At 66.5% G+C, this 23290-nt stretch carries 23 protein-coding genes; 6 read left to right on the top strand and 17 right to left on the bottom strand.

Annotated elements, in window-relative coordinates:
- Positions 1-95: 95 nt before the first annotated feature.
- From J2Y54_RS01515 to J2Y54_RS01495, 5 genes are all read right to left on the bottom strand, one after another.
- The gene (locus tag J2Y54_RS01515; protein ID WP_310036380.1) at positions 96-1340 is read right to left on the bottom strand and encodes a DUF418 domain-containing protein; all 1245 of its coding nucleotides are present in this window, start codon (positions 1338-1340) and stop codon (positions 96-98) included.
- Between the two features lie 61 nt (positions 1341-1401).
- The gene (locus tag J2Y54_RS01510; RefSeq protein WP_310036378.1) at positions 1402-2076 is read right to left on the bottom strand and encodes a nitroreductase family protein; all 675 of its coding nucleotides are present in this window, start codon (positions 2074-2076) and stop codon (positions 1402-1404) included.
- A 126-nt stretch (positions 2077-2202) separates the two neighbouring features.
- Positions 2203-4419, bottom strand: a complete 2217-nt coding sequence (gene purL / locus J2Y54_RS01505) for a phosphoribosylformylglycinamidine synthase subunit PurL (RefSeq protein ID WP_310036377.1) — start codon at positions 4417-4419, stop codon at positions 2203-2205.
- A 57-nt stretch (positions 4420-4476) separates the two neighbouring features.
- Complete coding sequence (locus J2Y54_RS01500; RefSeq protein WP_310036375.1) at positions 4477-5655, bottom strand: JmjC domain-containing protein; 1179 nt, start codon at positions 5653-5655, stop codon at positions 4477-4479.
- A 47-nt stretch (positions 5656-5702) separates the two neighbouring features.
- The gene (locus J2Y54_RS01495; RefSeq protein ID WP_310036373.1) at positions 5703-7148 is read right to left on the bottom strand and encodes a phospholipase D-like domain-containing protein; all 1446 of its coding nucleotides are present in this window, start codon (positions 7146-7148) and stop codon (positions 5703-5705) included.
- Between the two features lie 78 nt (positions 7149-7226).
- Here J2Y54_RS01495 and J2Y54_RS01490 point away from each other — a divergent pair, with 78 nt between their 5' ends.
- Positions 7227-7610: a PAS domain-containing protein gene (locus tag J2Y54_RS01490; RefSeq protein ID WP_310036371.1), complete on the top strand. Its 384-nt coding sequence runs from the start codon at positions 7227-7229 to the stop codon at positions 7608-7610.
- 14 nt (positions 7611-7624) lie between these two features.
- On the opposite strand, the gene J2Y54_RS01485 is transcribed toward J2Y54_RS01490, so the two are convergent.
- The gene (locus J2Y54_RS01485) at positions 7625-8026 is read right to left on the bottom strand and encodes a helix-turn-helix domain-containing protein (RefSeq protein ID WP_310036370.1); all 402 of its coding nucleotides are present in this window, start codon (positions 8024-8026) and stop codon (positions 7625-7627) included.
- 87 nt (positions 8027-8113) lie between these two features.
- On the opposite strand from J2Y54_RS01485, the gene J2Y54_RS01480 reads away from it, so the two are divergent.
- Positions 8114-8962, top strand: a complete 849-nt coding sequence (locus tag J2Y54_RS01480) for an NAD(P)H-binding protein (RefSeq protein ID WP_310036367.1) — start codon at positions 8114-8116, stop codon at positions 8960-8962.
- A 28-nt stretch (positions 8963-8990) separates the two neighbouring features.
- Here the strand turns inward: J2Y54_RS01480 and arsC are convergent, their stop codons facing one another.
- The 5 genes from arsC to J2Y54_RS01455 all read right to left on the bottom strand — a co-directional run bounded on the left by arsC (position 8991) and on the right by J2Y54_RS01455 (position 13229).
- The gene (arsC, locus tag J2Y54_RS01475; protein WP_310038423.1) at positions 8991-9326 is read right to left on the bottom strand and encodes an arsenate reductase (glutaredoxin); all 336 of its coding nucleotides are present in this window, start codon (positions 9324-9326) and stop codon (positions 8991-8993) included.
- Entirely contained in the window at positions 9323-10684 is a 1362-nt protein-coding gene (accC, locus tag J2Y54_RS01470) for an acetyl-CoA carboxylase biotin carboxylase subunit (protein ID WP_310036364.1), read from the bottom strand. The genes arsC and accC overlap by 4 nt, the downstream gene beginning before the upstream one ends.
- A 111-nt stretch (positions 10685-10795) precedes the next feature.
- Complete coding sequence (accB, locus tag J2Y54_RS01465; protein ID WP_310036362.1) at positions 10796-11278, bottom strand: acetyl-CoA carboxylase biotin carboxyl carrier protein; 483 nt, start codon at positions 11276-11278, stop codon at positions 10796-10798.
- Between the two features lie 101 nt (positions 11279-11379).
- Entirely contained in the window at positions 11380-11814 is a 435-nt protein-coding gene (gene aroQ, locus J2Y54_RS01460; RefSeq protein ID WP_310036361.1) for a type II 3-dehydroquinate dehydratase, read from the bottom strand.
- A 29-nt stretch (positions 11815-11843) separates the two neighbouring features.
- Positions 11844-13229, bottom strand: coding sequence for a CHAT domain-containing protein (locus J2Y54_RS01455; protein ID WP_310036359.1), 1386 nt, complete (start codon positions 13227-13229; stop codon positions 11844-11846).
- Between the two features lie 86 nt (positions 13230-13315).
- Here J2Y54_RS01455 and thiS point away from each other — a divergent pair, with 86 nt between their 5' ends.
- The gene (gene thiS / locus J2Y54_RS01450; RefSeq protein WP_310036357.1) at positions 13316-14317 is read left to right on the top strand and encodes a sulfur carrier protein ThiS; all 1002 of its coding nucleotides are present in this window, start codon (positions 13316-13318) and stop codon (positions 14315-14317) included.
- Here the strand turns inward: thiS and J2Y54_RS01445 are convergent.
- Both J2Y54_RS01445 and J2Y54_RS01440 read right to left on the bottom strand, forming a co-directional pair.
- A complete protein-coding gene (locus J2Y54_RS01445; RefSeq protein ID WP_310036353.1) occupies positions 14314-14922 on the bottom strand; it encodes a hypothetical protein in 609 nt (202 codons plus the stop codon). The genes thiS and J2Y54_RS01445 overlap by 4 nt on opposite strands.
- Positions 14922-15518: a class I SAM-dependent methyltransferase gene (locus J2Y54_RS01440; protein WP_310036351.1), complete on the bottom strand. Its 597-nt coding sequence runs from the start codon at positions 15516-15518 to the stop codon at positions 14922-14924. The genes J2Y54_RS01445 and J2Y54_RS01440 overlap by 1 nt, the downstream gene beginning before the upstream one ends.
- A gap of 97 nt (positions 15519-15615) precedes the next feature.
- Here J2Y54_RS01440 and J2Y54_RS01435 point away from each other — a divergent pair, with 97 nt between their 5' ends.
- Both J2Y54_RS01435 and J2Y54_RS01430 read left to right on the top strand, forming a co-directional pair.
- Positions 15616-15786 (top strand): CsbD family protein, encoded by a 171-nt coding sequence (locus J2Y54_RS01435; protein ID WP_310036349.1) that lies wholly within the window; start codon positions 15616-15618, stop codon positions 15784-15786.
- Between the two features lie 171 nt (positions 15787-15957).
- On the top strand, positions 15958-16266 hold the full coding sequence (locus J2Y54_RS01430) for a helix-turn-helix transcriptional regulator (RefSeq protein ID WP_310036348.1): 309 nt from the start codon (positions 15958-15960) through the stop codon (positions 16264-16266).
- A 3-nt stretch (positions 16267-16269) separates the two neighbouring features.
- Here the strand turns inward: J2Y54_RS01430 and J2Y54_RS01425 are convergent, their stop codons facing one another.
- Genes J2Y54_RS01425 through rimO form a run of 4 tightly spaced genes read right to left on the bottom strand, consistent with a single transcriptional unit; the run spans position 16270 to position 21646 of the window.
- Positions 16270-17922 carry a thiamine pyrophosphate-binding protein gene (locus J2Y54_RS01425; protein WP_310036346.1) on the bottom strand — a complete coding sequence of 551 codons (1653 nt, stop codon included), beginning with the start codon at positions 17920-17922 and terminating at the stop codon, positions 16270-16272.
- Between the two features lie 49 nt (positions 17923-17971).
- Positions 17972-19366 (bottom strand): leucyl aminopeptidase family protein, encoded by a 1395-nt coding sequence (locus tag J2Y54_RS01420; RefSeq protein ID WP_310036345.1) that lies wholly within the window; start codon positions 19364-19366, stop codon positions 17972-17974.
- A 36-nt stretch (positions 19367-19402) separates the two neighbouring features.
- Positions 19403-20317, bottom strand: coding sequence for a hypothetical protein (locus tag J2Y54_RS01415; RefSeq protein WP_310036343.1), 915 nt, complete (start codon positions 20315-20317; stop codon positions 19403-19405).
- Positions 20318-21646, bottom strand: a complete 1329-nt coding sequence (gene rimO, locus J2Y54_RS01410) for a 30S ribosomal protein S12 methylthiotransferase RimO (RefSeq protein WP_310036341.1) — start codon at positions 21644-21646, stop codon at positions 20318-20320. It lies immediately after the preceding gene.
- Between the two features lie 160 nt (positions 21647-21806).
- Here rimO and J2Y54_RS01405 point away from each other — a divergent pair, with 160 nt between their 5' ends.
- A complete protein-coding gene (locus J2Y54_RS01405) occupies positions 21807-23219 on the top strand; it encodes a tetratricopeptide repeat protein (protein WP_310036340.1) in 1413 nt (470 codons plus the stop codon).
- Positions 23220-23290: the final 71 nt, after the last annotated feature.

Raw genomic sequence — 23290 nt, 5'->3', positions numbered from 1 at the left:
CGGTCTGACGGACCACGCACCCGAGCTTCCGTGTGCGCTGCTGCTGATCCAACGCGCGTGGTTCGCCGACTCGCAAACCACGCGCGCGGGGCCGCTCACCCCCTGATCAGCGCGCCACCCGCCATTCCCTGCGGTCGCCCGCGCGCGAGGCTGCGCCACAGCCATTCCAGCGGGCCGTACGCGAAATTCTCGAGCCAGGGCTTCGACCAGAGCAGGATCAGCGCCCATACGCCGAGCACGACCAGATAGACCTCGGCGCGCGACAAGGCGCCGTACCAGCCAAGGCCATAGCCATAGAACAGGGTGGTGCAGATCAGGCTGGTGCCGAGATAATTGGTGAACGCCATCCGCCCGGCGGCGGCGAGCCGGTCGGTCAGGAACCCGCCCGGACGCATCAGCAGCACGATCAGCGCGGCCCAGCCCATGATCATCAGCGGGCGGAATGGCGTGGTCAGCGGCATGGTCGCCGCGGTCACCACGGTCAGGCTGAAGTCCGATCGGACCATCCACAGCGCGAGCGCGACATAGGCGGGAATGCCGATGCCGAAGCCGATCGCGACCCAGCGCCAGTACCGGCGGCGCTCCCATTGCCCGGTCAGCATGCCGTTGCGGAATGCGGCCATGCCGAACAGCATATAGGCCAGCGTTTCCCAGCCATATTGCATCAGCCCGACCAGCGGCATCCACTGGGCTTCGCTGAACCGATCGACGGCAATGGCCCACCAGCTGCCTCGGTGGATCGCCACATCCTCCGTCAGCCATGCCGTGGGCGGCTGGCCGAAGCCTTGCTTGAGCCCCTCGATCGCCTCGGCCATGCCCGGCTTGCCGGGCGTCAGCTGGGCGATCGCGGCGATCATCGGGATGAAGGCGCTGACCATGAACTGGATGACCAGCAAGATGCAGCCGACGATCAGCAGCGTCTTCACCCGGGCGGTGCGGAACAGAAAGGCAATCATGCCGATCAGCGCATAATGATTGAGGATGTCGCCCCACCAGATCGCCCAGAGATGGACGAGGCCAAAGACGAGCAACCAGATCATGCGGGCATAATGGACCCTGGCTGCGCTCTCGCCCTTCGCGGTCGCGCGTTCGATCACCAGCAGGGTCGATGCACCGAACAGGAAGGAGAACAAGCCGCGCATCTTCCCGTCGAACAGCACGAAATTGCCGAACCATGCGGCGAGGTCGATCCCCTCCGCACCGCCATAGGCCGCCGGGTTGAAATAGGCCGGTGCCGGCATCGCAAAGGCGATGATGTTGAGCAGCAAAATGCCCAGCACTGCGACTCCGCGAACGGTGTCGAGCGTCAGATGGCGGTTGCCCGCCATGGTCGTAGCCACGAACTTTCTCCCCCTGTGTTGCCCGGAGAATACATCCACGCCCCGGCCCGCGCCAGCCATGTCAGAGCCAAGACGCGATCTCGTCCAGCGGCTTTCTGCTGAGCGCGTGCAACGGGATCGTGGCATCGGGCGCGGGGTGGCCGACGGCCACGATCATCACCGGCTTTTCATTGTCGGGACGCGCGCAGACGGCGTTGAGGAACTTCATCGGATTGGGCGTGTGGGTCAGGGTCGCCAGCCCGGCGGCGTGGAGCGCGGTCAGCAGCAGGCCGGTGGCGATGCCGACGCTTTCGGTCACATAATAGTTCTGAACATCGTCACCCGGCTTGAGCCCGCCCCGCCGCTGGCCAAAGATGACGATCAGCCAGGGCGCGATCTCGAGATAGGATTTGTCGGCATCGGTGCCGAGCGGGGCGAGTGCGCGAAGCCACTCCGCGCCCGCCTTGCCGGCGTAGAATTCGCGTTCCTCCGCCTCGGCCCCGGACCGGATCGCCGCCTTGCCCGCAGCGCTTGCGACCACGGCAAAATGCCATGGCTGATGGTTGGCGCCGCTGGGCGCAGTCCCGGCTGTGCGGATGGCCCATTCGATCGCCGCGCGCGGGACCGGTGTGTCGGCAAAGGCGCGGCATGAGCGGCGGGTTGCCATCGCGTCGTACACCGCGCGCGCGGCTGTGATGCGCTGCGCATCATCCAGCGCGGGATAGGGGCGCCACGGGGTCGAGGGGACGTCGGTCATCGATGCGCGGCTCCTTGCCAATCATGCGTGTGCGCCCGTGCCGCGCCGGCACGCATCACCCCGCCAATCGCCACCCCGGCTGCGACCATCCGTCACCGAATGGTCGCAGCGGCCGACTTGAGTCCGTCAGGACCCCATCAGCGCGGGGAAAAAGCCCTCATGCGCGGTACGCAGATCGTCGATCGTCACGCACCAGTCGCCTTCGTCGAGTTCGAAGATCAGCCGGTCGCGGATCGTGCGGCCCATCGGGTCGGCGGGAACATCGGCGGTCGCGGCGGCGCTGAGGAATTCGGTCAGCGCCTCGTCCGGAACCGTGACGATGTAGAGCCCCTGATCTTCGCCGAAGAAGCTGCCGGCGACCCCGAACGGCTGGGCCTGATCGACATGCGCGCCGATGCCACTCGCCAAGGCCATTTCGGCAAGCGTAACGGCAATACCGCCGTCCGACACGTCATGGACGGCATTGACCAGGCCACGGGCGATCATGTCGCGAACGAAGTCGCCGGTGCGCTTTTCGGCCTTGAGGTCCACGGGCGGGGGCGGGCCTTCCTCGCGGCCGTGGATCTCGCGCAGCCAGATCGACTGGCCGAGATGGCCCATACGCTCCCCGACCGCGATGATCGCGTCGCCGGTCGCCTTGAACGCGATCGTCATCGATTTCGACCAGTCGGCAAGGATGCCGACGCCGCCGATTGCAGGAGTGGGGAGGATCGCCGAGCCGCCACCGGTCGCCTTGCTCTCATTGTAGAGCGAGACATTGCCCGACACGATCGGGAAGTCGAGCGCGCGGCAGGCGTCGCCCATGCCCTCAAGGCAGCCGACGATCTGGCCCATGATCTCGGGCCGCTGCGGATTGGCGAAGTTGAGGCAGTTGGTGACCGCGAGCGGGGTCGCGCCGACGCTGGTCAGGTTGCGCCACGCTTCCGCAATCGCCTGCTTTCCGCCCTCGACCGGGTCGGCGAAGCAGTAACGCGGGGTGCAATCGGTGGTGATCGCCAGCGCCTTGTCGGTGCCGTGGACGCGAACCACGGCGGCGTCGCCGCCGGGGCGCTGCACCGTGTCGGCGCCGACCATGTGGTCATACTGCTCCCAGATCCAGCGGCGCGACGCGATGTCGGGCGAGCCCATCAGCTTGATCAGGTCCGCCGCGATGTCGGTCGATTCCGGCTCATCCGACAGGTCGGCGGGCTTGGGCGTCGGGACATGCGGACGGTCGTAGAGCGGGGCTTCGTCGGCGAGCGGGGCAAGCGGGATGTCGGCGACGACATCGCCCTTCCACTTCAGCACCATGCGGCCGGTATCGGTGACGGTGCCGATGACCGCGAAATCCAGCTCCCATTTGCGGAAGATCGCCTCGGCGAACGCCTCGCGGCCGGGCTTGAGCACCATGAGCATGCGCTCCTGGCTTTCCGACAGCATCATTTCGTACGGCGTCATGCCGGTTTCGCGCTGCGGGACATTGTCCATGATCAGCTCGATGCCGACGCCGCCCTTTGACGCCATCTCGACGCTCGACGAGGTGAGGCCGGCCGCGCCCATGTCCTGGATCGCGACGATCGCGTCCGACGCCATCAGCTCAAGGCACGCTTCGATCAGCAACTTTTCGGTGAAGGGGTCGCCGACCTGCACGGTGGGGCGCTTCTCGTCGCTATGCTCGTCAAAGTCCGCCGAGGCCATGGTTGCGCCATGGATGCCGTCGCGGCCGGTCTTGGAGCCGACATAGACGACCGGATTGCCGATCCCGGCAGCGGCGCTGTAGAAAATCTTGTCGGTCTGCGCGACGCCCACGGTCATCGCGTTGACCAGGATGTTGCCGTCATAGGCCTTGTGGAAATTGACCTCGCCGCCGACCGTCGGGACGCCGACGCAGTTGCCATAGCCGCCGATGCCATGCACCACGCCGGAAATGAGGTGCTTCATCTTCGGATGATCGGGGCGGCCGAAGCGCAGCGCGTTCATGTTCGCGATCGGGCGCGCACCCATGGTGAACACATCGCGCAGAATGCCGCCGACGCCGGTCGCCGCGCCCTGATAGGGTTCGATGTAGCTCGGGTGGTTGTGGCTCTCCATCTTGAAGATCGCCGCCTGGCCGTCGCCGATATCGATCACGCCGGCATTCTCACCGGGACCGCAGATCACCCAGGGGGCAGTCGTGGGCAGCTTCTTCAGATGGATGCGGCTCGACTTGTAGCTGCAATGCTCCGACCACATCACCGAAAAGATGCCGAGTTCGGTCAGGTTCGGCTCGCGCCCCATGGCGTGCAGGACGCGCTCATATTCCTCGGGCGAGAGGCCGTGCTCGGCGACAATCTCGGGCGTGATGGCGGAAGCTGTCTGGGTCATGCGGGCGCGCATAGCGGGAGAGACGCGCCGCGTCACCCCGCAGATCGCATGGCAGCTTCAGATCCGTGGCCGATAGGGTTCGACAAGCCGCTCGGACCGGAATTGCGCAATCAGCGCGTCGATCTCGGCGGCAGGATGGTGGGGAAATTGCGCATGGACTTCCTGCGCGGAAAAGGCGGGACGTGCGAGCATCCAGGCAGCAGCGTCGGCAAGCAGCCCGAGCGGTTCGTGTCGGGCGCTCAATACGAGGAGATAGCCCGATTCCGTCTGTTCGACCCGCGCCGCTTGGCCGGTACGGGCGTAGAAATCGAGCGCCGGTCGGTCGGGCAGGCCGAGGTGATGCGCCGGCACCGCCAGCTTGCGCTGACGCAGGCGGATCGAGTCGCTGAGCGCTGCGCTGGTGGCGAGTCGCGCCAGCTTTTCCCCAAGCAGCGCAAGATGCGCGCCCAGCACAGCAGGGTCGGCGGTACGCGCATCGGGCAACCAGGCGCGAAACGCAGGGTCGGCGAGCGCGGCGTCCTGCAACAGCTCGAGCAGCAGGCGACCGGAGAAGGGGGCGACGCCGAAGGTCAGGTGCAGCGAGTCGCCGTCGGTCGCGATCGCATCGTGGAAATAGCCGCGCGGGATGTAGAGCAGGTCGCCGGGGCGGGTGACGATGTCGAGCAGGACCGGCCCCTTTGCCGCGTCGATCCACGCCTGCGCGCCGTCGCCATCGGGAACGTCGAGCGGTGCTTCGGCACGATGGGCGTAGATGCGCCACCGCTTCTCCCCAGCACATTGCAGCGCGAACACCTCATGCGTGTCGTAGTGCGAGGCAAATGCCTGAACGCCGCGGAACGAGGCGTAGCAATTTGCCCCAACCAGCGCCGCGAATTCCTGGGCGAGCAGGTCTGCGGTCGCGCGTACCGCCGGCAGCAGGTCTTCGACATGGTCGAGGACGAGGCTGGCGCCCATTGCCAGAAACTGTTCGATCCGCGCCGGATCGCCCGCCTGCGGCTTGCCCGGCGCATCGACCAGATAATGCGCCGGATCGACGGCGCGACCGTTGAGCATCAACTTGAACCGGTCGGGGGTCCAGGCGGTTCGCTGGCTGAACAGCGCGTTGAGCGTGGTCCAATCGAGCGGCGGGGCTGACTGCCGCGCCGGCGTCGCGGGTACATGCACCGGATGGCGGTCCCAGTGACGGTCGCGAAACGTCGCTTCGGTCAGCGGGGCAAGGAAATCGTTGAGCGTCACGCGGCGCAGATTAGCGCGCGGTCGCGCATTGTCGAGCGCTCCACTGGCTAGAGGCGTCGCAGCAGCCCGCCCTTGGCCATCGCTTCGAACGGGCTTTCATCCCCGGCATCGAGCAGCTGATTCTCGGCCAGCCATTGTTCGACCGCACCCAGGTCGGGAACGCTGTAGGGGCGCAGCGAGCGGCCCGTGGTCCGCAGCTTTTCCACCGTAGCGATGAGCGAGCGGCTGTCTGCGATCTGCCGCGCCACCGTCAGCGAATCGGTCCCGAGATGCTCGGCAATCAGGCCATCGCGGATCGCCGCGACGCGGGCTGCCTCTTCCGGATTCCGCGCCGCGAGGGCGACATCGCATTCGGTGTCGAGCCCGAGCGAGCGGTTGTTGAAGTTGGACGATCCGACCCGGACGAAGCGGTCGTCGACCACCAGCACCTTGGCATGCACGTAAATCGGGTCGCCGGCCGCAGTATAGGGATGATACAGGCGCAGCCGGTCATACGGATCGCGTTGCTTGAGCGCCTGGAACAACCGCGCGCGGGCGGTGTCCATCGCGGTTTGCTCCAGCCACCCATCGGCGCTGCGCGGGTTGACGATGACAAACTCCGGCCCGTCCGGTTCAGCGAGCCGTCGGGCAATCGCCTCGGCAATGCGGCGCGACGCGAAATACTGGCTTTCGGCATAGACCCAGTGGCGCGCGGTGGCGATAAGGTCGAGGTACAGCGCCTCGATCTCCTGAATGGGCGCGTCCTCGCCCAGCGCAGGCTGTGTACGTGCGATCGCGACGCGGATGTCGGTAAAGTCTGGGCTCAGTCCCTCCGGCCAGCAATCATGCGCTGTTTCGGGGGGCGACAAGCGATGGCCGCCGGCGCGATGCCAGCGCATCCGGCACAGATCGCCCAGCGCGGCGGCGGCCGGACCCTGGATCGCGGTGGTCGCGTCATGCCACGGCATTGCCGCTTCGCCATCCGGTCCGATCCGCCCCGGGTCGCCATCGGCATGCGCGCGCGTGTCCCACCGCCCCAGCGTCATGTCGATCCCGCCGCAGAACGCGACGCAATCGTCGATCACGACGATCTTCTGATGGTGGGACGCGCCCGGCGGATGGGTTGAATCCAGCTTGAGATGGATCCGCTTCGCCAGCTTCCACTGGACCAGCGTCGCGAGCGTCCGCCCGCGCAGCAGCGCCGCGGCGGCGCCGACGTCCCAGCGCAGGATGTGCACCTCGAGCTCGGGATTGTTCGCGACCAGCCATGAAATGAACGCGCCCACTTCGCGCGGCGCTTCCGGATGGTCGGGCGGGTCGTCATGCGTCAGCAGGATGCGGGCATCGAAGTCCCAGCCGATCAGCATGATCTGCTTGCGGGCGCGCAGCATTGCGGCGCGGGCCGCGCGGAAATAGGCATCGGCATCGACGATCACCGAGAGACGGGTTGCGTCCGCCGCGCGCCAGCAATTGCGACCGGGTTCGAGCAGGAGCGGGTCGGGACCGGTTGCCATGGCTCGGGAATAGCCGGGTCGCGGCAAAAGGTCACGCGTTCACTGGACTTTAGGACCGCATTTGCTACCCATGATCGTATGGTGCCGAATCCGATTTCGACCCGTGACGTCATGCCGATCCAGGCCCGCTGGCAATGCGATCTGCGGGACGATTCGCTCCACTGGAGCGATGGCGTCTACGACCTGTTCGGCCTGCCGCGCGGCATACCGGTTACGCGCGATGCGATCGTGGCGATGTATCTGCCCGAATGTCGCGACCGGCTGGCGCGCTTGCGCGCGACGGCGATCGCCGAATGCGGCAGCTTCACTTTCGAAGCGCGCATCCGCCGCGCCGATGGCGCGATCCGCTGGATGCGGGTCACCGCCGATGTCGTGACCGAGAATGGCATTGCGCGTTACCTTTACGGCACCAAGATCGATGTGACGGACGAGATGGCGAGCGAGGCGGACCAGGCTGCCTGAGCGCATTGGGTCGGTCAGCGCGGCGCCCGGTCCAGGTCCGTTACCTCACCCGGCTCCGCCAGCATGTCGACCAGGTGGGTCTGGATCCATTCGACCAGGTCCTCCGCCCGCCGGGCGGTCTCGATGCCGAGCGGGGTCAGCGAATATTCGACATGCGGCGGGACCACGGGCAGGCTGTGCCGCGTGACCAGACGATAGGATTCCAGCTGCTGCAGCGTCTGCGCGAGCATGCGTTCGCTGATCCCGCTGATCCGACGCCGGAGCGCGCTGAACCGCAGCGTGCCCGGTTGCAGCGCGACCAGCACCAACAGGCCCCAGCTGCTCGTCACCTGGCGCAGGATCGTGCGGGCCGGACAATCCGGCGCGAAGACATCGCCGCGGGCGAGCATGTCGGCCATGCGCAGGCGCTCGGACATTTTACACTTACCTTTTCGTGCGTACTTACGATCGGTAAGTGACAGATTAGATGGTGGCGGTCAACATTCCACAAGAAAGGGAAGACCATGTTTGCCGTGACCGGAGCTTCGGGCCAGCTGGGCCGCCTTGTCATTACCGCATTGCTGGATCGGGTTGCGCCGGACCGCGTCGTCGCACTGGTGCGCGCGCCCGAGCGCGTCGCCGACCTCGCGGCGCTGGGGGTGCAGGTGCGTGGGTTCGACTATGATGCGCGGGAAACCCTGGTACCGGCGCTCGCCGGGGTGGAGCGGCTGTTGCTCATTTCCGGAAACGCGATCGGCAGCCGGAGTGCACAACATGGCGCGGTGATCGCCGCCGCCAAAGCCGCGCGCGTCGGTCTTGTCGCTTACACCAGCATCCTGCATGCCGACCGCTCGCCCCTGCAGCTCGCAACCGAACACAGGACGACTGAGGGGATGCTCGCCGCGAGCGGGCTCGACCATGCGCTGCTGCGCAACGGCTGGTACACCGAAAACTATCTGATGAGTGCCGGTTCGGCGATCGAACACCGGGTGCTTCTGGGCAGCTCGGGTGCAGCCGTGATTTCTGCGGCAGCGCGCGCCGATTATGCCGAGGCGGCGGCGACGGCGCTGGTGCGTGGCCTGACCGGCACGTTCGAACTCGCTGGCGCGCCGGGGTTCACCCAGGACGAACTGGCCGCCGCGCTGTCCGAGCTTTCGGGCGTGCCGGTGACGTATCGGGATCTGGCGCAATCGGACTATGCGGCGGCGCTGGAGCAAGCGGGGCTTCCCGGACCCTTTGCAGCAATCCTTGCCGATAGCGATGCGCGGGCGGGGGAGGGCGCGCTGTTCGACGCGTCGGGGACGCTGAGCCAACTGATCGGCCGTCCGACAACGCCGTGGCGCGAGACGATTGCAAAGGGATTGCCGCGCTGACGCGCTATCAGCCGGGTGGGGCGGGCGCCTAAAGGATGTCCCGCACCCGCTCGGGCGGCCGGCCGAGGCGCACGCCCTTGTCGGTTTCGACCAGCGGGCGCTCGATCAGGATCGGGTCGGCGGCCATCGCGTCGAGGATCGCGTCATCCGACGCGTCCTTGAGCGCCTTGGCTCCGGCCTCGGCCTTGCGCAGCCCGTCGCGCGGCGACATGCCGCCCTTGGCATAGAGCCGGGCCAGCGCGTCGCGCGACGGCGGAGTCTTGAGATATTCGACCACCGTCACGGTGGCGCCGGCATCCTGCAGGATCGCCAGCGCCTCACGCGATTTGGAACAGCGCGGGTTGTGCAGGATCGTGGCGTTCACGCCGCGTCCTGCTTCGCCAGCCACTCTTCCAGCCACTTGATCGTGTAGTCGCCCTGCTGAAATTCCGGCACGTCCAGCAGCGCCTGATGCAGCGGGATCGTGGTCTTCATCCCCTGACCCTCGATCACGAACTCCTCGAGCGCGCGACGCAGGCGGCGCAGGGCGCCCTGACGGGTCGTGCCGTACACGATCAGCTTGGCGATCATGCTGTCGTAATAAGGCGGGATCTTGTAGCCCGAATACAGGCCGCTATCGACGCGGACGTTCATGCCGCCCGGCGCGTGGTACTGTGTGACCTTGCCCGGCGAGGGCGCGAAGGTCCGCGGATCCTCGGCATTGATCCGGCATTCGATCGCGTGGCCGCGGAACTGGACATCCTCCTGACGCAGCGTCAGCGGATGCCCCTCGGCGATGCGGATCTGTTCGCGGACCAGATCGAGGCCGGTGATCGCTTCGGTCACCGGATGCTCGACCTGCAGGCGGGTGTTCATCTCGATGAAGTAGAACTCGCCATTTTCCCACAGGAACTCGATCGTCCCCGCGCCGCGATAGCCCATGTCCGCCATCGCCTTGGCGCAGATCGCGCCGATGCGGTTGCGCTCCTCGGTCGACAGGACCGGGGAGGGGGCCTCCTCCAGCACCTTCTGGTGACGGCGCTGAAGCGAACAGTCGCGCTCGCCCAGATGGATGGCGTTGCCATTGCCGTCGCCGAACACCTGGATTTCGATGTGGCGCGGGTTGCCGAGATATTTTTCGAGATAGACGGTGGCGTCGCCAAACGCGGCCTTCGCCTCGCTGCCCGCCTGCTGCATCAGGGTTTCGAACTGGTCGGGGTCGCTGCACACCTTCATGCCGCGACCGCCGCCGCCCGACGCGGCCTTGATGATGACCGGGTAGCCGATCTCTTCAGCGAGCTTCTTCGCTTCGGTCACGTCGCTGATCGCGCCGTCCGATCCGGGGACCAGCGGCAGGCCAAGCGCGCCGGCGGTGCGCTTGGCTTCGACCTTGTCGCCCATGGTGCGGATATGCTCGGGCTTCGGCCCGACGAAGATCAGGTTATGCAGCTCGACGATCTCGGCGAATTTGGCGTTTTCGCTGAGGAAGCCATAGCCGGGATGGATCGCGTCCGCGCCGCTGATCTCGGCGGCAGAGATGATGTTGGGGATGTTGAGATAGCTGTCGGCAGCGGCCGGCGGGCCGATGCAGATCGCCTCATCCGCGAGACGCACATGCATGGCATCGGCATCGGCGGTGGAGTGCACCGCGACCGTCTTGATGCCCATTTCATGGCATGCGCGGTGGATGCGCAGTGCGATCTCGCCGCGATTGGCGATCAGGAGTTTCTTGATCTCGGGCATTATGAAATCCTAGGCGGCACCGGCCCGCTCCGCCACCCGGCCGCCCAGCGACGATATGATGTGGGCGGCCGGGTGGGGGAGCGGGCTGGTGCGGCGCAACATTAAAGCGCTTTACTCGACGACGACGAGGGGCTGGTCGAACTCGACCGGCTGGCCGTTATCGACCAGGATCGCCTTGACGGTGCCGCCATGCGGCGCGGCAATCGGGTTCATCACCTTCATCGCCTCGACGATCAGCAGCGTCTCACCGGCCTTGACCTGCTGGCCGACCGCAATGAACGGCTTGGCGCCCGGCTCGGCCGCGAGATAGACGGTGCCGACCATCGGCGACTTGACCGCATTTTCATGTGCCGGCGTGATCGACGCAGGGTCGGAGGGCATGTCGGCGGGTGCGGCCGCGGCCATCGGGGCCGGGGCCATCGGGGCGGGTGCGGCGTAGGCAACCGGTGCGGCGCTCACCTTGCGCGCGACGCGGACCTTGCGGTCGCCGTCCTCGACCTCGATCTCGGTCAGGTTGGTGTCGTCCAGCACGGCGGCCAGCTGGCGCACCAGCTCGATATCGACGTGCATGCCCTTTTTATGATCTTCGCTCATGCGACCTCAAAAAATGTTCGGTTCGCGCCGGACCCCGGACCGGCGCGCAGGAAAAGGCGGCTATTAGTCAAGATGACCCGGCTTGCAAACCGCTCGCCGCATCAAAGTCGCGCCGCAACTTCGAGTGCGAGCAGATAGGATTGCGCGCCGAAGCCGGCGATCGTTCCCTTTGCGGCGCGTCCGACATAGCTCAAATGCCGGAATTCCTCGCGCGCATGCGGGTTTGACAGGTGCACTTCGATCACCGGGGTGCGGATCGATTTGATGCAATCATACAGTGCGATGCTGGTGTGGGTGAAGGCGCCGGCGTTCAGCAATACCGCCCTGGCCCCGCGCGCCTGCGCCTCATGCATCCAGTCGACCAGATGTCCTTCATGATTCGACTGGCGCAGATCGACGGTCAGGTCGAGGTCGCGGGCACGATCCTCCAGCATCCCGGCAATGTCGTCGAGCGTGTCGGAGCCATAGATTTCCGGTTCGCGCGTCCCCAACAGGTTAAGATTGGGGCCGTTGAGGACGAAAATCAGGTCAGCCATCGGTGCACTCGCGCAATTGTGCCGACGCTTTAGCGGGGCAAGGCGGGCAGGTCGAGACGTGAGCCCGAACGTGAGGGCGCGCCGAACAGCGTAAAGCTCGCCCAAGCTGCCGGATCTTTCGGAAATGTCGCGCGCGCGTCCAGCTGGGCGAGGCGCAATGCCTCTTCCGGCGGCTCGCGCTTGAGAAAGGCATAGTCGGCAAAATGCAGCATCAGCAGTTGGGTCGCGGTGTCGCTGACGTTCCACAGGCTCGCCACCACCTGACCCGCGCCCGCCGAGATCCAGCCGCGCGCCACGCCATAAGTGCCACCATCAAAGGTTTTCCCCAGCGCCGTCTGGCAGGCGCTGAGGATCACCAGCGGATGCCATGCTGCCCATGCCTGGAACCGCGGTGTGCGCAGGTCGCGGCCATAAAGATGCCCATCGGCCAGTGCGACGAAACTGCCGTCCATCGGATTGACCGAGTTTGCGAGGCCATGGGTGGCGAGGTACACGATGCTCGCCTCGCCATAATTGTCGATCCCTGCCAGCACGCGTTCGCGCGTCGCGGCTTTGCCGGTCAGCAGCCGCGCGGGCGGCAGGCTGAAAATCTTCGCAAACGCCTGCGCTTCCTCCGCCGCGTCGGGCAGGTCGCTCCATTCATAGGCCGGATCGGTCGACAGATCGGGGTTTCCGACCACGAGCGCGTTGCGTGGATCGAGCCGTGTGTCGAACGTGCGCTGCGGATCGGCCAGCGTTTCGATGTCCGGCAGGATCAGCGTCGACCAGCGATCGGCGAGCATCGCATCGCCCAGCGGCAACGCCGCATAGGGGGCAGAGCCGGTGTCGTGGGCTGGGAGGATCAACAGCCGCCCGCTTCGCTCGGTCAGCGCAGCAGCAATTGCTCCCGGCAACAGCATATCGCGTGCGCGGGCGAATTGTGCGCGCGGGTCGGTCGGCGTGGTGCGTAGCGGCGGGGGTGGACGCGGCGACCCACGTCGGACCGGAGCCCGCGTCGCCGTCCGTGCGTCGACGCGCAGGGCGTCGAGCAAAAAGCTAAGGCTGTCATAGGGGCCGATGCTGGCACCGCTTGCGATCACGCCGGTGCCGTCGAACAGCCAGCCATGAAGCCGGCCGTCGGGGTCGTGCCAGTGGATCAGCGCGCAGGTCGGATGATTGGCGGAAAGGCGCCCCAGGCGCTGCGTGATCGACCGAAGGGTCAGTGCGAGCTGGCTGGGCGAGGCGGCGCGTCCCGGGGCGGCGTAGGTTCCGATTGCGAACTTTCGCCGGAAGCCGACCGAATAGCCGAGATGGTCGCGGATCGCGCGCAGCAGACGCGGGTCGGGCGGCGCGGAGGGCTGGGCGACCGCACGGAGCGGCACGGTGGCGGTGAACGCAGCAGCACCTTCGACGAAGCGGCGGCGAGTGAGCGACATGCCGATCCTTCCAACCTTGCGAAGCTGTTGGTCGCGGACGAAGCTTCCTATATGCGCCGCGCAAACTCAACCGGTCAGGAGCAACCATGCACGCCGACGGCACCATCACGATCACGGTCAATGGCGAACATCGCCGCGTTGCAGGCGGGATCACCCTCGCCGATCTCGCGAACGAATTGGGGCTGGTGCCTGAGAAAGTGGCGGTGGAGCGGAACCTCGAGGTCGTGCCGCGCTCGACGCTGGCACAGGTGATCGTGGAGGATGGCGACGCGATCGAGATCGTGCATTTCGTCGGCGGCGGGGATCATGTCGCGACGACGGACGACAGCTGGACCGTGGCGGGGCGGACCTTCACCTCGCGGCTGATTGTCGGAACCGGCAAGTATAAGGATTTCGCTCAGAACGCCGCTGCTGTCGAGGCGAGCGGCGCGGAGATCGTCACGGTGGCGGTGCGTCGCGTCAATGTCAGCGACCCCAAGGCCCCGATGCTGACCGACTATATCGATCCCAAGAAGATCACTTACCTGCCCAACACCGCCGGCTGTTTCGATGCCGAGAGCGCAATCCGCACGCTGCGGCTGGCGCGGGAAGCTGGCGGATGGGATCTGGTCAAGCTGGAGGTGCTGGGCGAGGCAAAGACCCTGTACCCCGACATGCACGAAACACTGCGCGCGACCGAGGTGCTGGCCAAGGAAGGGTTCCTGCCGATGGTCTATTGCGTTGACGATCCGATTGCGGCGAAGCGGCTGGAGGATGCGGGGGCCGTCGCAATCATGCCGCTGGGCGCGCCGATCGGGTCGGGGCTCGGCATCCAGAACCGCGTAACGATCCGCCTGATCGTCGAGGGCGCGAAGGTGCCGGTGCTGGTCGATGCTGGCGTCGGCACGGCGAGCGACGCGGCGGTGGCGATGGAACTGGGCTGCGACGGCGTGCTGATGAACACCGCGATCGCCGAGGCGAAGGACCCGATCCTGATGGCGCGCGCGATGCGCCTCGCGGTCGAAAGCGGGCGGCTGGCCTATCGCAGCGGGCGGATGGGACAGCGACGCTATGCCGATCCGTCGAGCCCGCTGGCCGGGTTGATCTAGGACGCCGGCTTCGGTGCGGGTGCGGCCTTCGCGATGCCGCGCCGCGCCGCTGCGCCGTCGAGGAAGGTGCAGAGGATGCGTCGATCCGTCGCCTGCCCCATGGCGCGCAGCTCGGCGATGGCTTTCGCGTTGGCGCGGTCCGCTTCAGCGGTCATTTGCGCCACGCGCGGGCGACAGAAGCGCTCCAGCGGCGTATCGCGGCAGCTGAGCAATGCGGCCATGGCCGCGACCGAATGGCTCTTGGCAAGGGCCTCGACCCGCACATGGCGCAGGTCGCGCTCGTAATCGCGGCTGGCGCGGAAGTTCAGCACTGTTATTCCCCAGTCGACCGTTCTCGAAAAGGGTACGCCTTCCTCGCGAAGCAGGGGATCGGGCGGATAGCCGCACGCGCGGACCGAGCTGGTGTCCGGCCCGGTCGATTGCAGCGTCGTCGGGCCGGCGGGCGCAGTGTGATAGGCGCCAATAAGCGCGTCGGCGACGGACTGTTTGGCGCCTTCCGGGTCGGCGGCGGTCGCCACGCGATAGCTCTGCATGGCGACCGGACCGCCCAGCCAGCCGACGAACACCAACAAGACCGCAGCGAACAACCAACCGATGAACCGCATCAGATTTTCCCCACCAGCCAAACGGTAAAGCCGCCGCAGCTTGCATCCTCGCTGACATGATTGACCACGCTCAGCCCGCTCTCGGCAAGCGCTGCGCGATATTCGTCGGGAGACAGGCTGGCATGATACAGGTCTTCGCCCTCGAACGTGCCGATCGCGACGCCATTTGCCGGGCCGGTATTGAACAGCGCGACCCCGCCCTTGCGCAACCACACGGCGATCCGGCGGATCAGCTTTTCCTGCCACTGCGGCTCCAGATGGAACAGGCTCGACCAGGCAATGATGCCGTCATAGGCACCGGACTCGGCGCCAAACCGCGTCATGTCCGCCTCGATCCATTTGTGGCGCGCAAAACGCGTGCGGGCGAGATTGGCCAGCGTGGCCGAACTGTCGACCCCGGTCACGTGATGCCCCTGGTCCACCAGAAACCGCGCTACCGGCTCGCCTCCGCCACAGCCAAGGTCGAGCACGTCGGCACCACGCGGCAGCATCCGTTCGAATCGCTGGAACCAGGTGCGCTCCGGAAAACTATCGCGGCGCGCAGCATCGAAGGCTGCAGCATGACGCTGATACAGGTCGATGATCCGGTGCGGCATCGGGCAAAGCTCCGGGGACTAAGCGCAAAGATCGGAACTCGTACGCGGCCCGGCGGTTGATCGGGGGAACCCCACCCCGAACCGCAAGGAGCCAATCATGGGCGAACTCATCGACAAGATCAAAGGCAACGTGAACGAAGCAATCGGCAAGGCCAAGCAGCAGAGCAACGATCCCGAGACGCGCGCCGAGGGCGCTGCGCAGGAAGGCAAGGGCAAGGCGCAGCAGCTGGGCGGCAAGATCAAGGGCGCGCTGGGCGACGATATCTGACGCCCGTCTTTGGTTCGAAGATCTGGAAGGGCCGTTTTCTGCGGGAAACGGCCCTTTTTCGTGGGCGAATCGAATCGACTCGATAGCCGTTTTGGGTCATTACACTGTTCCGTGCCGGGACGATCCGGAAATGTCAGCCAGCCGGGGGGCTTGACGACGATGAATGCCGTGATGGAACAACCAGTACTTCCATTTGCCAATGGCGATTGGCGCATCGAACCGCGCGGCAGCGTCGGTCACGCATTGGCCGATGCGCGCCGCCGCCGCGCGCTGTCGATCGAAGACATCGCTGCGGAAACCCGTGTTCCGGTCCGCTACCTCGCCGCGATCGAGGCGGAGCGGTTCGACGAGATTCCCGGCGTGATCTACATCAAGGGCTTCGTGAAGGCCTTTGCCCGCGCGGTTGGCCTGTGCGAGCGCTGGGCACTCGACGCGGTCAACGCGCTGCTGGCGGGTGAACGGACGATCGCGCGCGCCTGAACCTCACCCCCGGATCGCGGTGATCGTCGTCGCCGGGGTGATGATCTCCACATCGGTTTTCAGATGCAGCAGGCGCACGCCGCGCTCGGCCAGAGCACGGTCGAGTGCCGGTGCGAAATCCTGCGTTCGCTCGACCGTCTCGGCCCAGCAGCCATAAGCGCGGGCGAGCGCGGCGAAATCGGGATTGTGCAGCGTTGTGCCCGACAGGCGCTCGGGAAACTCGCGCTCCTGGTGCATGCGGATCGTGCCATAGGCGCCATTGTCGATGACCAGCACCAGCAGGTCCGCGCCGTGCTGCACGGCAGTTGCCAGCTCCTGTCCGTTCATCAGGAAGTCGCCGTCTCCGGCGAGCGCGATGGCGAGCTTGTCCTTGCGGCGCAGGGCAGCGGCGACGGCGGCGGGGGTGCCGTAACCCATCGCGCCAGCGGTCGGCGCGAGCTGCGACGGCTGCGTGCCATAACGCCAGTAACGGTGCCACCAACCGGAGAAATTGCCCGCGCCGTTGCAGACGATTGCGTGGTCCGCGTCGATCCGCTCCCGCATCGCCGCGACGCACTGGCCGAGGTCGAGCGTCACGCCGTCGCGGGGCTTGGGCGTCGACCAGTCCTGCCACTCGGCATGCGCTTCGGCACAGGCCGGGCGGGGCGTTGCAGGGGCATCGGCGGCGGCCAGCATTGCAGCGAATTCGAACACCGGCGCAGCAATGCCGAGATCGGCGCGATAGACGCGGTTGAGCTCAGCTGCGTCCGGATGGACATGGATCAGCGTCTGGCCGGGATGATCCGGGGTAACGAGCGTATAGCCATCGGTCGTCGCCTCACCCAGCCGCGCGCCGACGACCAGCAGCAGATCGGCAGCCTTGATCCGCGCAACCAGCTTGGGATTGGGGCCATAGCCGAGATTGCCCGCCCAGGCCGGCGAGCTGTTGGGGATCGCGTCCTGCCGCCGGAATGCCCCCGCGACGGGAATGCCCCAGCTGCGCGCGAAGCTGTCGAACGCCGCGCCGGTCGCAATGTCCCAACCGGCGCCACCGACAATCGCCACCGGACGCTCGGCAGTACGCAGCAGGTCGAGGACGTCGGTGAAGTCCTCCGGGTCGAGCCCAGCGCTGTGGCGGGTCAGGCGCGGGCGGTCGAGCGTCTCGACCATATCGAGCAGCATGTCCTCGGGCAGCGCGACCACGACCGGTCCGGGGCGCCCGCTGATCGCCACGTTCCACGCGCGCGCGACATATTCGGGGATGCGCGCCGCATCCTCGATCCGCGTCGCCCATTTCGCCAGCGGGCCGAAAAAGGCGGGGAAATCGACTTCCTGAAACCCTTCGCGGTCGCGCATCGAGCGATCGACGTCGCCGATGAACAGGATCATCGGGATCGAGTCCTGCATGGCGACATGTACGCCGATGCTGGCGTTGGTCGCACCCGGACCGCGCGTGACGAAGCAGATGCCGGGCTTGCCGGTCATCGCGCCGTCCGCGCACGCCATGAACGCCGCGCCGCCCTCTTGTCGGCAGGTTACCAGATCGACCTGCGGCACATCGTGCAGCGCGTCGAGCACCGCGAGAAAGCTCTCGCCCGGCACATGAAAAATGCGGTCGCAGCCCTGGGCCACGAGGTTGTCGACGAGGATGCGGCCGCCATTGCGCGTGTGTGTCATCACGACACCTTGCCGCCCCAGCGTTGCGAAGTCGAGCCGGTTACGCCAGTTACGGCTTGTCGGCGTAGCGGAGCTTCAGCATCGCCCACGTCGCGCGCAGGCCCATCGCATCGCCGCCCTTGGGTCGGCCCGGCTTGGCGGCGGGACGCCAGGCGAACAGGTCGAGATGCGCCCAGGCGATGTCCTTGGGAACGAAGCGGCGGAGGAACAGCGCGGCGGTGATCGGTCCGGCAAAGGGGCCGTCGGGGGCGTTGACCATGTCGGCGATGTCCGACTTCAGCATCTCGTCATACCCGTCCCACAAGGGTAATCGCCACAGGGGATCTTTCACATTGTCCCCGGCATCGAGCAGTGCGCCCGCGAGTGCGTCGTCATTGGCGAACAGGGCCGGAAGATCCGGGCCGAGCGCCACGCGTGCCGCGCCGGTCAGGGTCGCAAAGTCGAGGATCATCCCCGGCTTGCCCTCGACCGCCTTGGTCAGCGCGTCACCCAGGATCAGGCGCCCCTCGGCGTCGGTGTTGGTGTTCTCGACCGTCAGGCCCTTGCGCGTGCTCAGCACATCGCCGGGGCGGAAGGCATTGCCAGCCACCGAATTCTCGACCGCCGCGACGAGCAGATGGAGGCGCACGGGCAGCCGCTGAGCCATCACCAGCCCGGCGAGCGCAATCGCATGCGCTGCGCCGCCCATGTCCTTCTTCATCAGCCGCATGCCCGCGCTCGGCTTGATGTCCAGCCCGCCGGTGTCGAAGCATACGCCCTTGCCGACCAGGGCCAGCCGGGGATGCTCGGGATTGCCCCATTCGAGCTCGATCAGCCGTGGCTCCCGCCCGCGCGCCGCCGCCATTCCGACCGTGTGGATCATCGGATAGCCCTGCTCGAGCGCGTCGCCGCGCGTGACGGTCACCGTCGCGCCATGGCTCTTCGCCAGCGCCTCGACCTCGGCTTCCAGCTCGGCTGGCCCCATGTCGGAGGCGGGGGTGTTGACCAGATCGCGGACCTTGAACGTCGCGGTGGCGAGGCGCAGCGTCTCTTCGATCCGTCCCGGCTCTCCGGTCAGCAGCACGCGCGGACCCTGCGTCGCCTCATCCTTGCGGTAGCGGTCGAAGCGATACTGGGCGAGCACCCAGCCGAGCATCGCCGCGCCGGGCTCTCCCGACGCGAGCCGATAGCTACCCTCGGGCAACTGCTCGCCAAGCGAAGCGATGCGGAAGGGCGATGTCTCGGCCTCGTCGCACACCAGCAGCATCGCCCAATCCTCTGGCCCCTCGCCCGGAAGGATGGCGCGGTTCCCCGCCTTGCCGGTCAGCTTGTGCGCGGCGATCGCGGTGCGGATGCGCGGCGGTTGCTCCTTGAGCCAGTCCTGCCACTGATCGGGATGGACGACATGGATGGAGCGCGCGGACTGGCCGCGATCGGGCTGAAGCAGCAGGGAAAGGTCGGTCATCCCGGATGATCTAGGCCGCATGCTCGGCAACGGCAACTAGCGCGCGAGCCGTGTCCTAGGCGCCGTGCACCGCTCCATCGCCCGGTCGATCATCGCCACAAGCCGGTCGCGGCTCTCCGCCAGCCGCGCCGGCTCCAGCCCGCGCTCCTGCGTCTCGAAATTGACATAGGGCAGGCCGCGGAGCAGCGCATAGTTGGAGAGCGACCCGTCGCTGACGCGCACGCGTTCGAACACGACATTGAAATCGGCCAGGGCCAGGGCCTTGCCGCACCAGGCCGAATAGGGCGATCGGCCCGATCGATAGGCGACATAGGCAAGGCTGTCGTCGTCATCGAACGGCCATGCGCGAGCCTGTGACGGCGATGGCTGCATGACGTCGTCGCAAAAGCGGATCGACACCTCGCCGCGCCCGGGCGGGTCGGACTGGTTGCAGCGCGAGTTGCGCGTATCGAACCCAGGCGAATTGGTGTGCAGCGCGATGATCGGCAGCGCCCCGCGCCGCACATCGGCGAGGATGATGTTGGCATAGAGCGGCGTGCCATCGCGGAAATTGCGATTAGGATCGATCGGTCCGCCGCGATCCACTGCCGCGTTCCGGCGGCGACCATCCTCGGCAATTCCGGAGTCGACGACGATCATCACGCCGCCATAGGCTCGGACCCCGGCCAGCCCTGCCTCGAACCCGGCATTTTCGTTATCGTGCGGCACGAACCAGAGCGGCCCGCGCGGCTTCTTCACATTGGCGATCCGAAAGAGCCGCCAAGCCCCTCTTTCTTCACGAAATTCGATTCGCGTTACCGCCAGCCCGCGCCATGTCGCCGGGTCACGATGGCGGGCGAAGTCATCGTCCTGAACGGTCAACGGATCGACCGCCTCGCCGCGAACACCCGGCTCCGGCGCAATCCCGGTCAGCGCAAGCCAGGCCGGAAGAGCGAGGAACCAGCGCCGCATTCAGGCCAGCGGCGCGCCGTAGAGGTCGTGTTCGTCGGCGTCCTCAATCTCGACCCGGACGATATCGCCCTGCTTCAGATGCCCGGCATCGCGCAGGAAGACAGTGCCGTCGATCTCGGGCGCATCGGCCTGTGAGCGGGCATTGGCGCCGTCGCCATCCACCTCGTCGATGATCACTTCCAGCGTGCGGCCGATCTTGGCCTGCAGCTTGGCCGCGCTGATCGCGGCGGTCTTTTCCATGATGCGCGCGTAGCGCTCTTCCTTGACCTCCTCGGGCACTGCGCCGGGCAGGTCGTTGGCGGCGGCACCCTCGACCGGCTCGAACCGGAACGCGCCGACACGGTCGAGCTGCGCCTCGTCCAGCCAGTCGAGCAGATACTGGAAGTCTTCCTCGGTCTCGCCGGGGAAACCGACGACAAAGGTCGATCGGATCGTGATATCGGGCGCGATGCTGCGCCAGTTGCGCAGCCGCTCCAGCACCTTCGCCTCGTTCGCCGGGCGGCGCATCGTGCGTAGCACGTTCGGCGCGGCATGCTGGAAGGGGATGTCGAGATAGGGGAGGATCAGCCCCTCGGCCATCAGCGGGATGACCTGATCGACATGGGGGTAGGGGTAGACATAGTGCAGCCGCACCCATGGCGCGATCTTGCCGAGTTCGCGGGCAAGGTCGGTCATGTGCGGAACGACCTCCGCGCCCTTCCACATCCGCGGTTCCTTGCGGATGTCGACGCCATAGGCCGACGTGTCCTGGCTGATCACCAGCAGTTCCTGCGTGCCCGCCTCGACCAGCTTCTCCGCCTCGCGCAGGATCGCGTCGGGGCGGCGGCTGACCAGATCGCCGCGCAGCGCCGGGATGATGCAGAAGGAACAGCGGTGGTTGCAGCCCTCGCTGATCTTCAGATAGCTGTAGTGCCGCGGCGTGAGCTTCAGCCCGCTTTCGGGGACGAGGTTGAGGAAGGCGTTGGGCGGCATCGGGGCGGCGTCATGGACGGCGCCGACCACTTCCTCATATTGATGCGCACCGGTGACCGCCAACACATTGGGAAAGCGGGCGCGGATGACGTCGGCTTCCTTGCCCATGCAGCCGGTGACGATGACGCGGCCATTCTCGGCAATCGCCTCGCCGATCGCCTCGAGCGACTCTTCCTTGGCACTGTCGAGGAACCCGCAGGTGTTGACGAGCACCACATCAGCGCCGGCATAATCGGCCGACATGGCATAGCCGTCGGAACGGAGCTTGGTCAGGATACGCTCGGAGTCGACCAGATTCTTGGGACAGCCGAGCGACACCATGCCCACCTTGGGGGCTTCGGGGAGTCGCGTTGCCATGATTGGCGGGCGACATAGGCGATTTTACGGAAAAAGATAGAGGGCGCCAGATGCGGCGTGCCCGCCTGCGCGCCGGATTTGTCAGTTGCCGAGCGCCCGCCGGACGCTCAAGTTGCGAGGAAAGGACACAGCGAACGTTCAAGTCGATGGGGAAGAGGCGATGATCGATCTGTGGCGGCATGCGGTGGCCGGAGGCGCGGCGATGCTCGCGGTTGCGGGGCTGGCCCCAGCCGAAGCGGCGACGGCGCAGACCGCGCCGCGCATCCCGATCCCGGTCGAGGGCGAAGCCGCCTTCGCCAAGCGCGAATATGGGAAAGCCGCAGAGATCATCATTCCAGCGTTCGAGAATTGCCGGGCGGCGCATCCACAGGGCGACACCTGCGCCACGCTGGCAGCCGGGGTCGCGTTGCTCGTTGCGACGGCGGGCAACGACAAGGTCGAGGGCACGATCCTGCGCGCGCTTGATTATGTGGATAGGCAGGTCGGTCCCGACAGCGAGGATGCACTGATCATTCTCAGCGCGCTGACGACCTATTATGATCGCCTGCAAGCCTTAACCAAGTATCTGCCGGTCGCGGAGCGGCGATTGGCGGTGTCGCGCAAGCTCAATGGAGCCACCGGCCGCCTGACCGTGATTGCGGCTGTCGGGCTTTGCATCGCGCAGTGGAATTTGGGGCAGGGGCAGGCGGCGGTCGACCTGCTGCTGCCGATCTCCCGGCAATTGCCCGAGACGACGCCGCAACAGGCGATCCTGTCCGGCCGCGTCCAGGAATGCCTGGGCATGGCCTATTATTCGATGGATCGGGACCGCGAGGCGGAGCCGGCGTTGCGCAGAGCGCTGGCACTGTTCGAACGGGCGGAAGGAGAGAGCGGGCCGCTCGCGCTGGATGCGATGGCGAGCCTCGCCAACACCTTGCGCAGGCTGGACCGCGAGGACGAGGCGCGTGTGCTCGCCGCGCGGGTCGATCAGCTGGCGAAGCCCGGTTCGACTGCGCGCGATCGCATTGCGTGGTGGTCCGGTGCCGCCCCGGCGGATGTGGTCGCAGCCGCGCGCGCGGAGCTCGCCAGTGCGGAAAAGCAATATGGCCCGGCGTCTGCGGTCACCGACCTGGCGGCGGCCATGCTGGCCGTGGCGCTGATCGACGCCGGGAAATTTGCCGAGGCGGGACCCTATGTCCGGCGCCTGGAAGCAGCGGCGAACAACCCGACAAACCCGGCGTCGGTGCGGATCAAGATGCTGACCGGGCAGGTGGTACTGACCATGAAAACCAATCCGGAGCGGCTCGATCTTGTCGTTCCGGTGATCGAACGCCTCGTCAGCGTCGCGAAACAATCGGGTGCCGGCAGCGACAGGCTGCTGATCGATTTCCAGATGTACGCTGGGATGAGCCTGCTCCTGACCGGACAGCCCCAGCGCGCATATCCGTTCCTGACCGATGCCGGCGATCTGCTCATGTCCCGTCTCGCGAGCTATCGCGATTTCGATGCGGCGGCGCAGAAGGAGACCCGACAATACGCGCCGATCTTTAAGTTCAAGGTCACCAATGCGTGGTGGTTGGCAATGCAGCGGTGAGTCAGGCGGAACAACCACTCTGCGCTATGATTTCTACCTTGTGTGACGCTGGCGTTTGTGACCGTGCTGTC

Origin of the sequence: Sphingomonas sp. BE123 (genome assembly GCF_031456015.1) — a bacterium.
Lineage (GTDB): Bacteria > Pseudomonadota > Alphaproteobacteria > Sphingomonadales > Sphingomonadaceae > Sphingomonas.
Note: the sequence above shows the minus strand (reverse complement) of the source record. Positions and strands in the feature narration are given on the sequence as shown.

What these genes read in the sequence shown, in the direction of transcription:
- J2Y54_RS01510 (WP_310036378.1), bottom strand. Translation starts at nt 2,076, where the DNA reads ATGACCGACGTCCCCTCGACCCCGTGGCGCCCCTATCCCGCGCTGGAT.
- purL (WP_310036377.1), bottom strand. Translation starts at nt 4,419, where the DNA reads ATGACCCAGACAGCTTCCGCCATCACGCCCGAGATTGTCGCCGAGCAC.
- J2Y54_RS01495 (WP_310036373.1), bottom strand. Translation starts at nt 7,148, where the DNA reads ATGGCAACCGGTCCCGACCCGCTCCTGCTCGAACCCGGTCGCAATTGC.
- J2Y54_RS01490 (WP_310036371.1), top strand. Translation starts at nt 7,227, where the DNA reads ATGGTGCCGAATCCGATTTCGACCCGTGACGTCATGCCGATCCAGGCC.
- J2Y54_RS01485 (WP_310036370.1), bottom strand. Translation starts at nt 8,026, where the DNA reads ATGTCCGAGCGCCTGCGCATGGCCGACATGCTCGCCCGCGGCGATGTC.
- J2Y54_RS01480 (WP_310036367.1), top strand. Translation starts at nt 8,114, where the DNA reads ATGTTTGCCGTGACCGGAGCTTCGGGCCAGCTGGGCCGCCTTGTCATT.
- accC (WP_310036364.1), bottom strand. Translation starts at nt 10,684, where the DNA reads ATGCCCGAGATCAAGAAACTCCTGATCGCCAATCGCGGCGAGATCGCA.
- accB (WP_310036362.1), bottom strand. Translation starts at nt 11,278, where the DNA reads ATGAGCGAAGATCATAAAAAGGGCATGCACGTCGATATCGAGCTGGTG.
- aroQ (WP_310036361.1), bottom strand. Translation starts at nt 11,814, where the DNA reads ATGGCTGACCTGATTTTCGTCCTCAACGGCCCCAATCTTAACCTGTTG.
- J2Y54_RS01455 (WP_310036359.1), bottom strand. Translation starts at nt 13,229, where the DNA reads ATGTCGCTCACTCGCCGCCGCTTCGTCGAAGGTGCTGCTGCGTTCACC.
- thiS (WP_310036357.1), top strand. Translation starts at nt 13,316, where the DNA reads ATGCACGCCGACGGCACCATCACGATCACGGTCAATGGCGAACATCGC.
- J2Y54_RS01445 (WP_310036353.1), bottom strand. Translation starts at nt 14,922, where the DNA reads ATGCGGTTCATCGGTTGGTTGTTCGCTGCGGTCTTGTTGGTGTTCGTC.
- J2Y54_RS01440 (WP_310036351.1), bottom strand. Translation starts at nt 15,518, where the DNA reads ATGCCGCACCGGATCATCGACCTGTATCAGCGTCATGCTGCAGCCTTC.
- J2Y54_RS01435 (WP_310036349.1), top strand. Translation starts at nt 15,616, where the DNA reads ATGGGCGAACTCATCGACAAGATCAAAGGCAACGTGAACGAAGCAATC.
- J2Y54_RS01430 (WP_310036348.1), top strand. Translation starts at nt 15,958, where the DNA reads ATGGAACAACCAGTACTTCCATTTGCCAATGGCGATTGGCGCATCGAA.
- J2Y54_RS01425 (WP_310036346.1), bottom strand. Translation starts at nt 17,922, where the DNA reads ATGACACACACGCGCAATGGCGGCCGCATCCTCGTCGACAACCTCGTG.
- J2Y54_RS01420 (WP_310036345.1), bottom strand. Translation starts at nt 19,366, where the DNA reads ATGACCGACCTTTCCCTGCTGCTTCAGCCCGATCGCGGCCAGTCCGCG.
- J2Y54_RS01415 (WP_310036343.1), bottom strand. Translation starts at nt 20,317, where the DNA reads ATGCGGCGCTGGTTCCTCGCTCTTCCGGCCTGGCTTGCGCTGACCGGG.
- rimO (WP_310036341.1), bottom strand. Translation starts at nt 21,646, where the DNA reads ATGGCAACGCGACTCCCCGAAGCCCCCAAGGTGGGCATGGTGTCGCTC.
- J2Y54_RS01405 (WP_310036340.1), top strand. Translation starts at nt 21,807, where the DNA reads ATGATCGATCTGTGGCGGCATGCGGTGGCCGGAGGCGCGGCGATGCTC.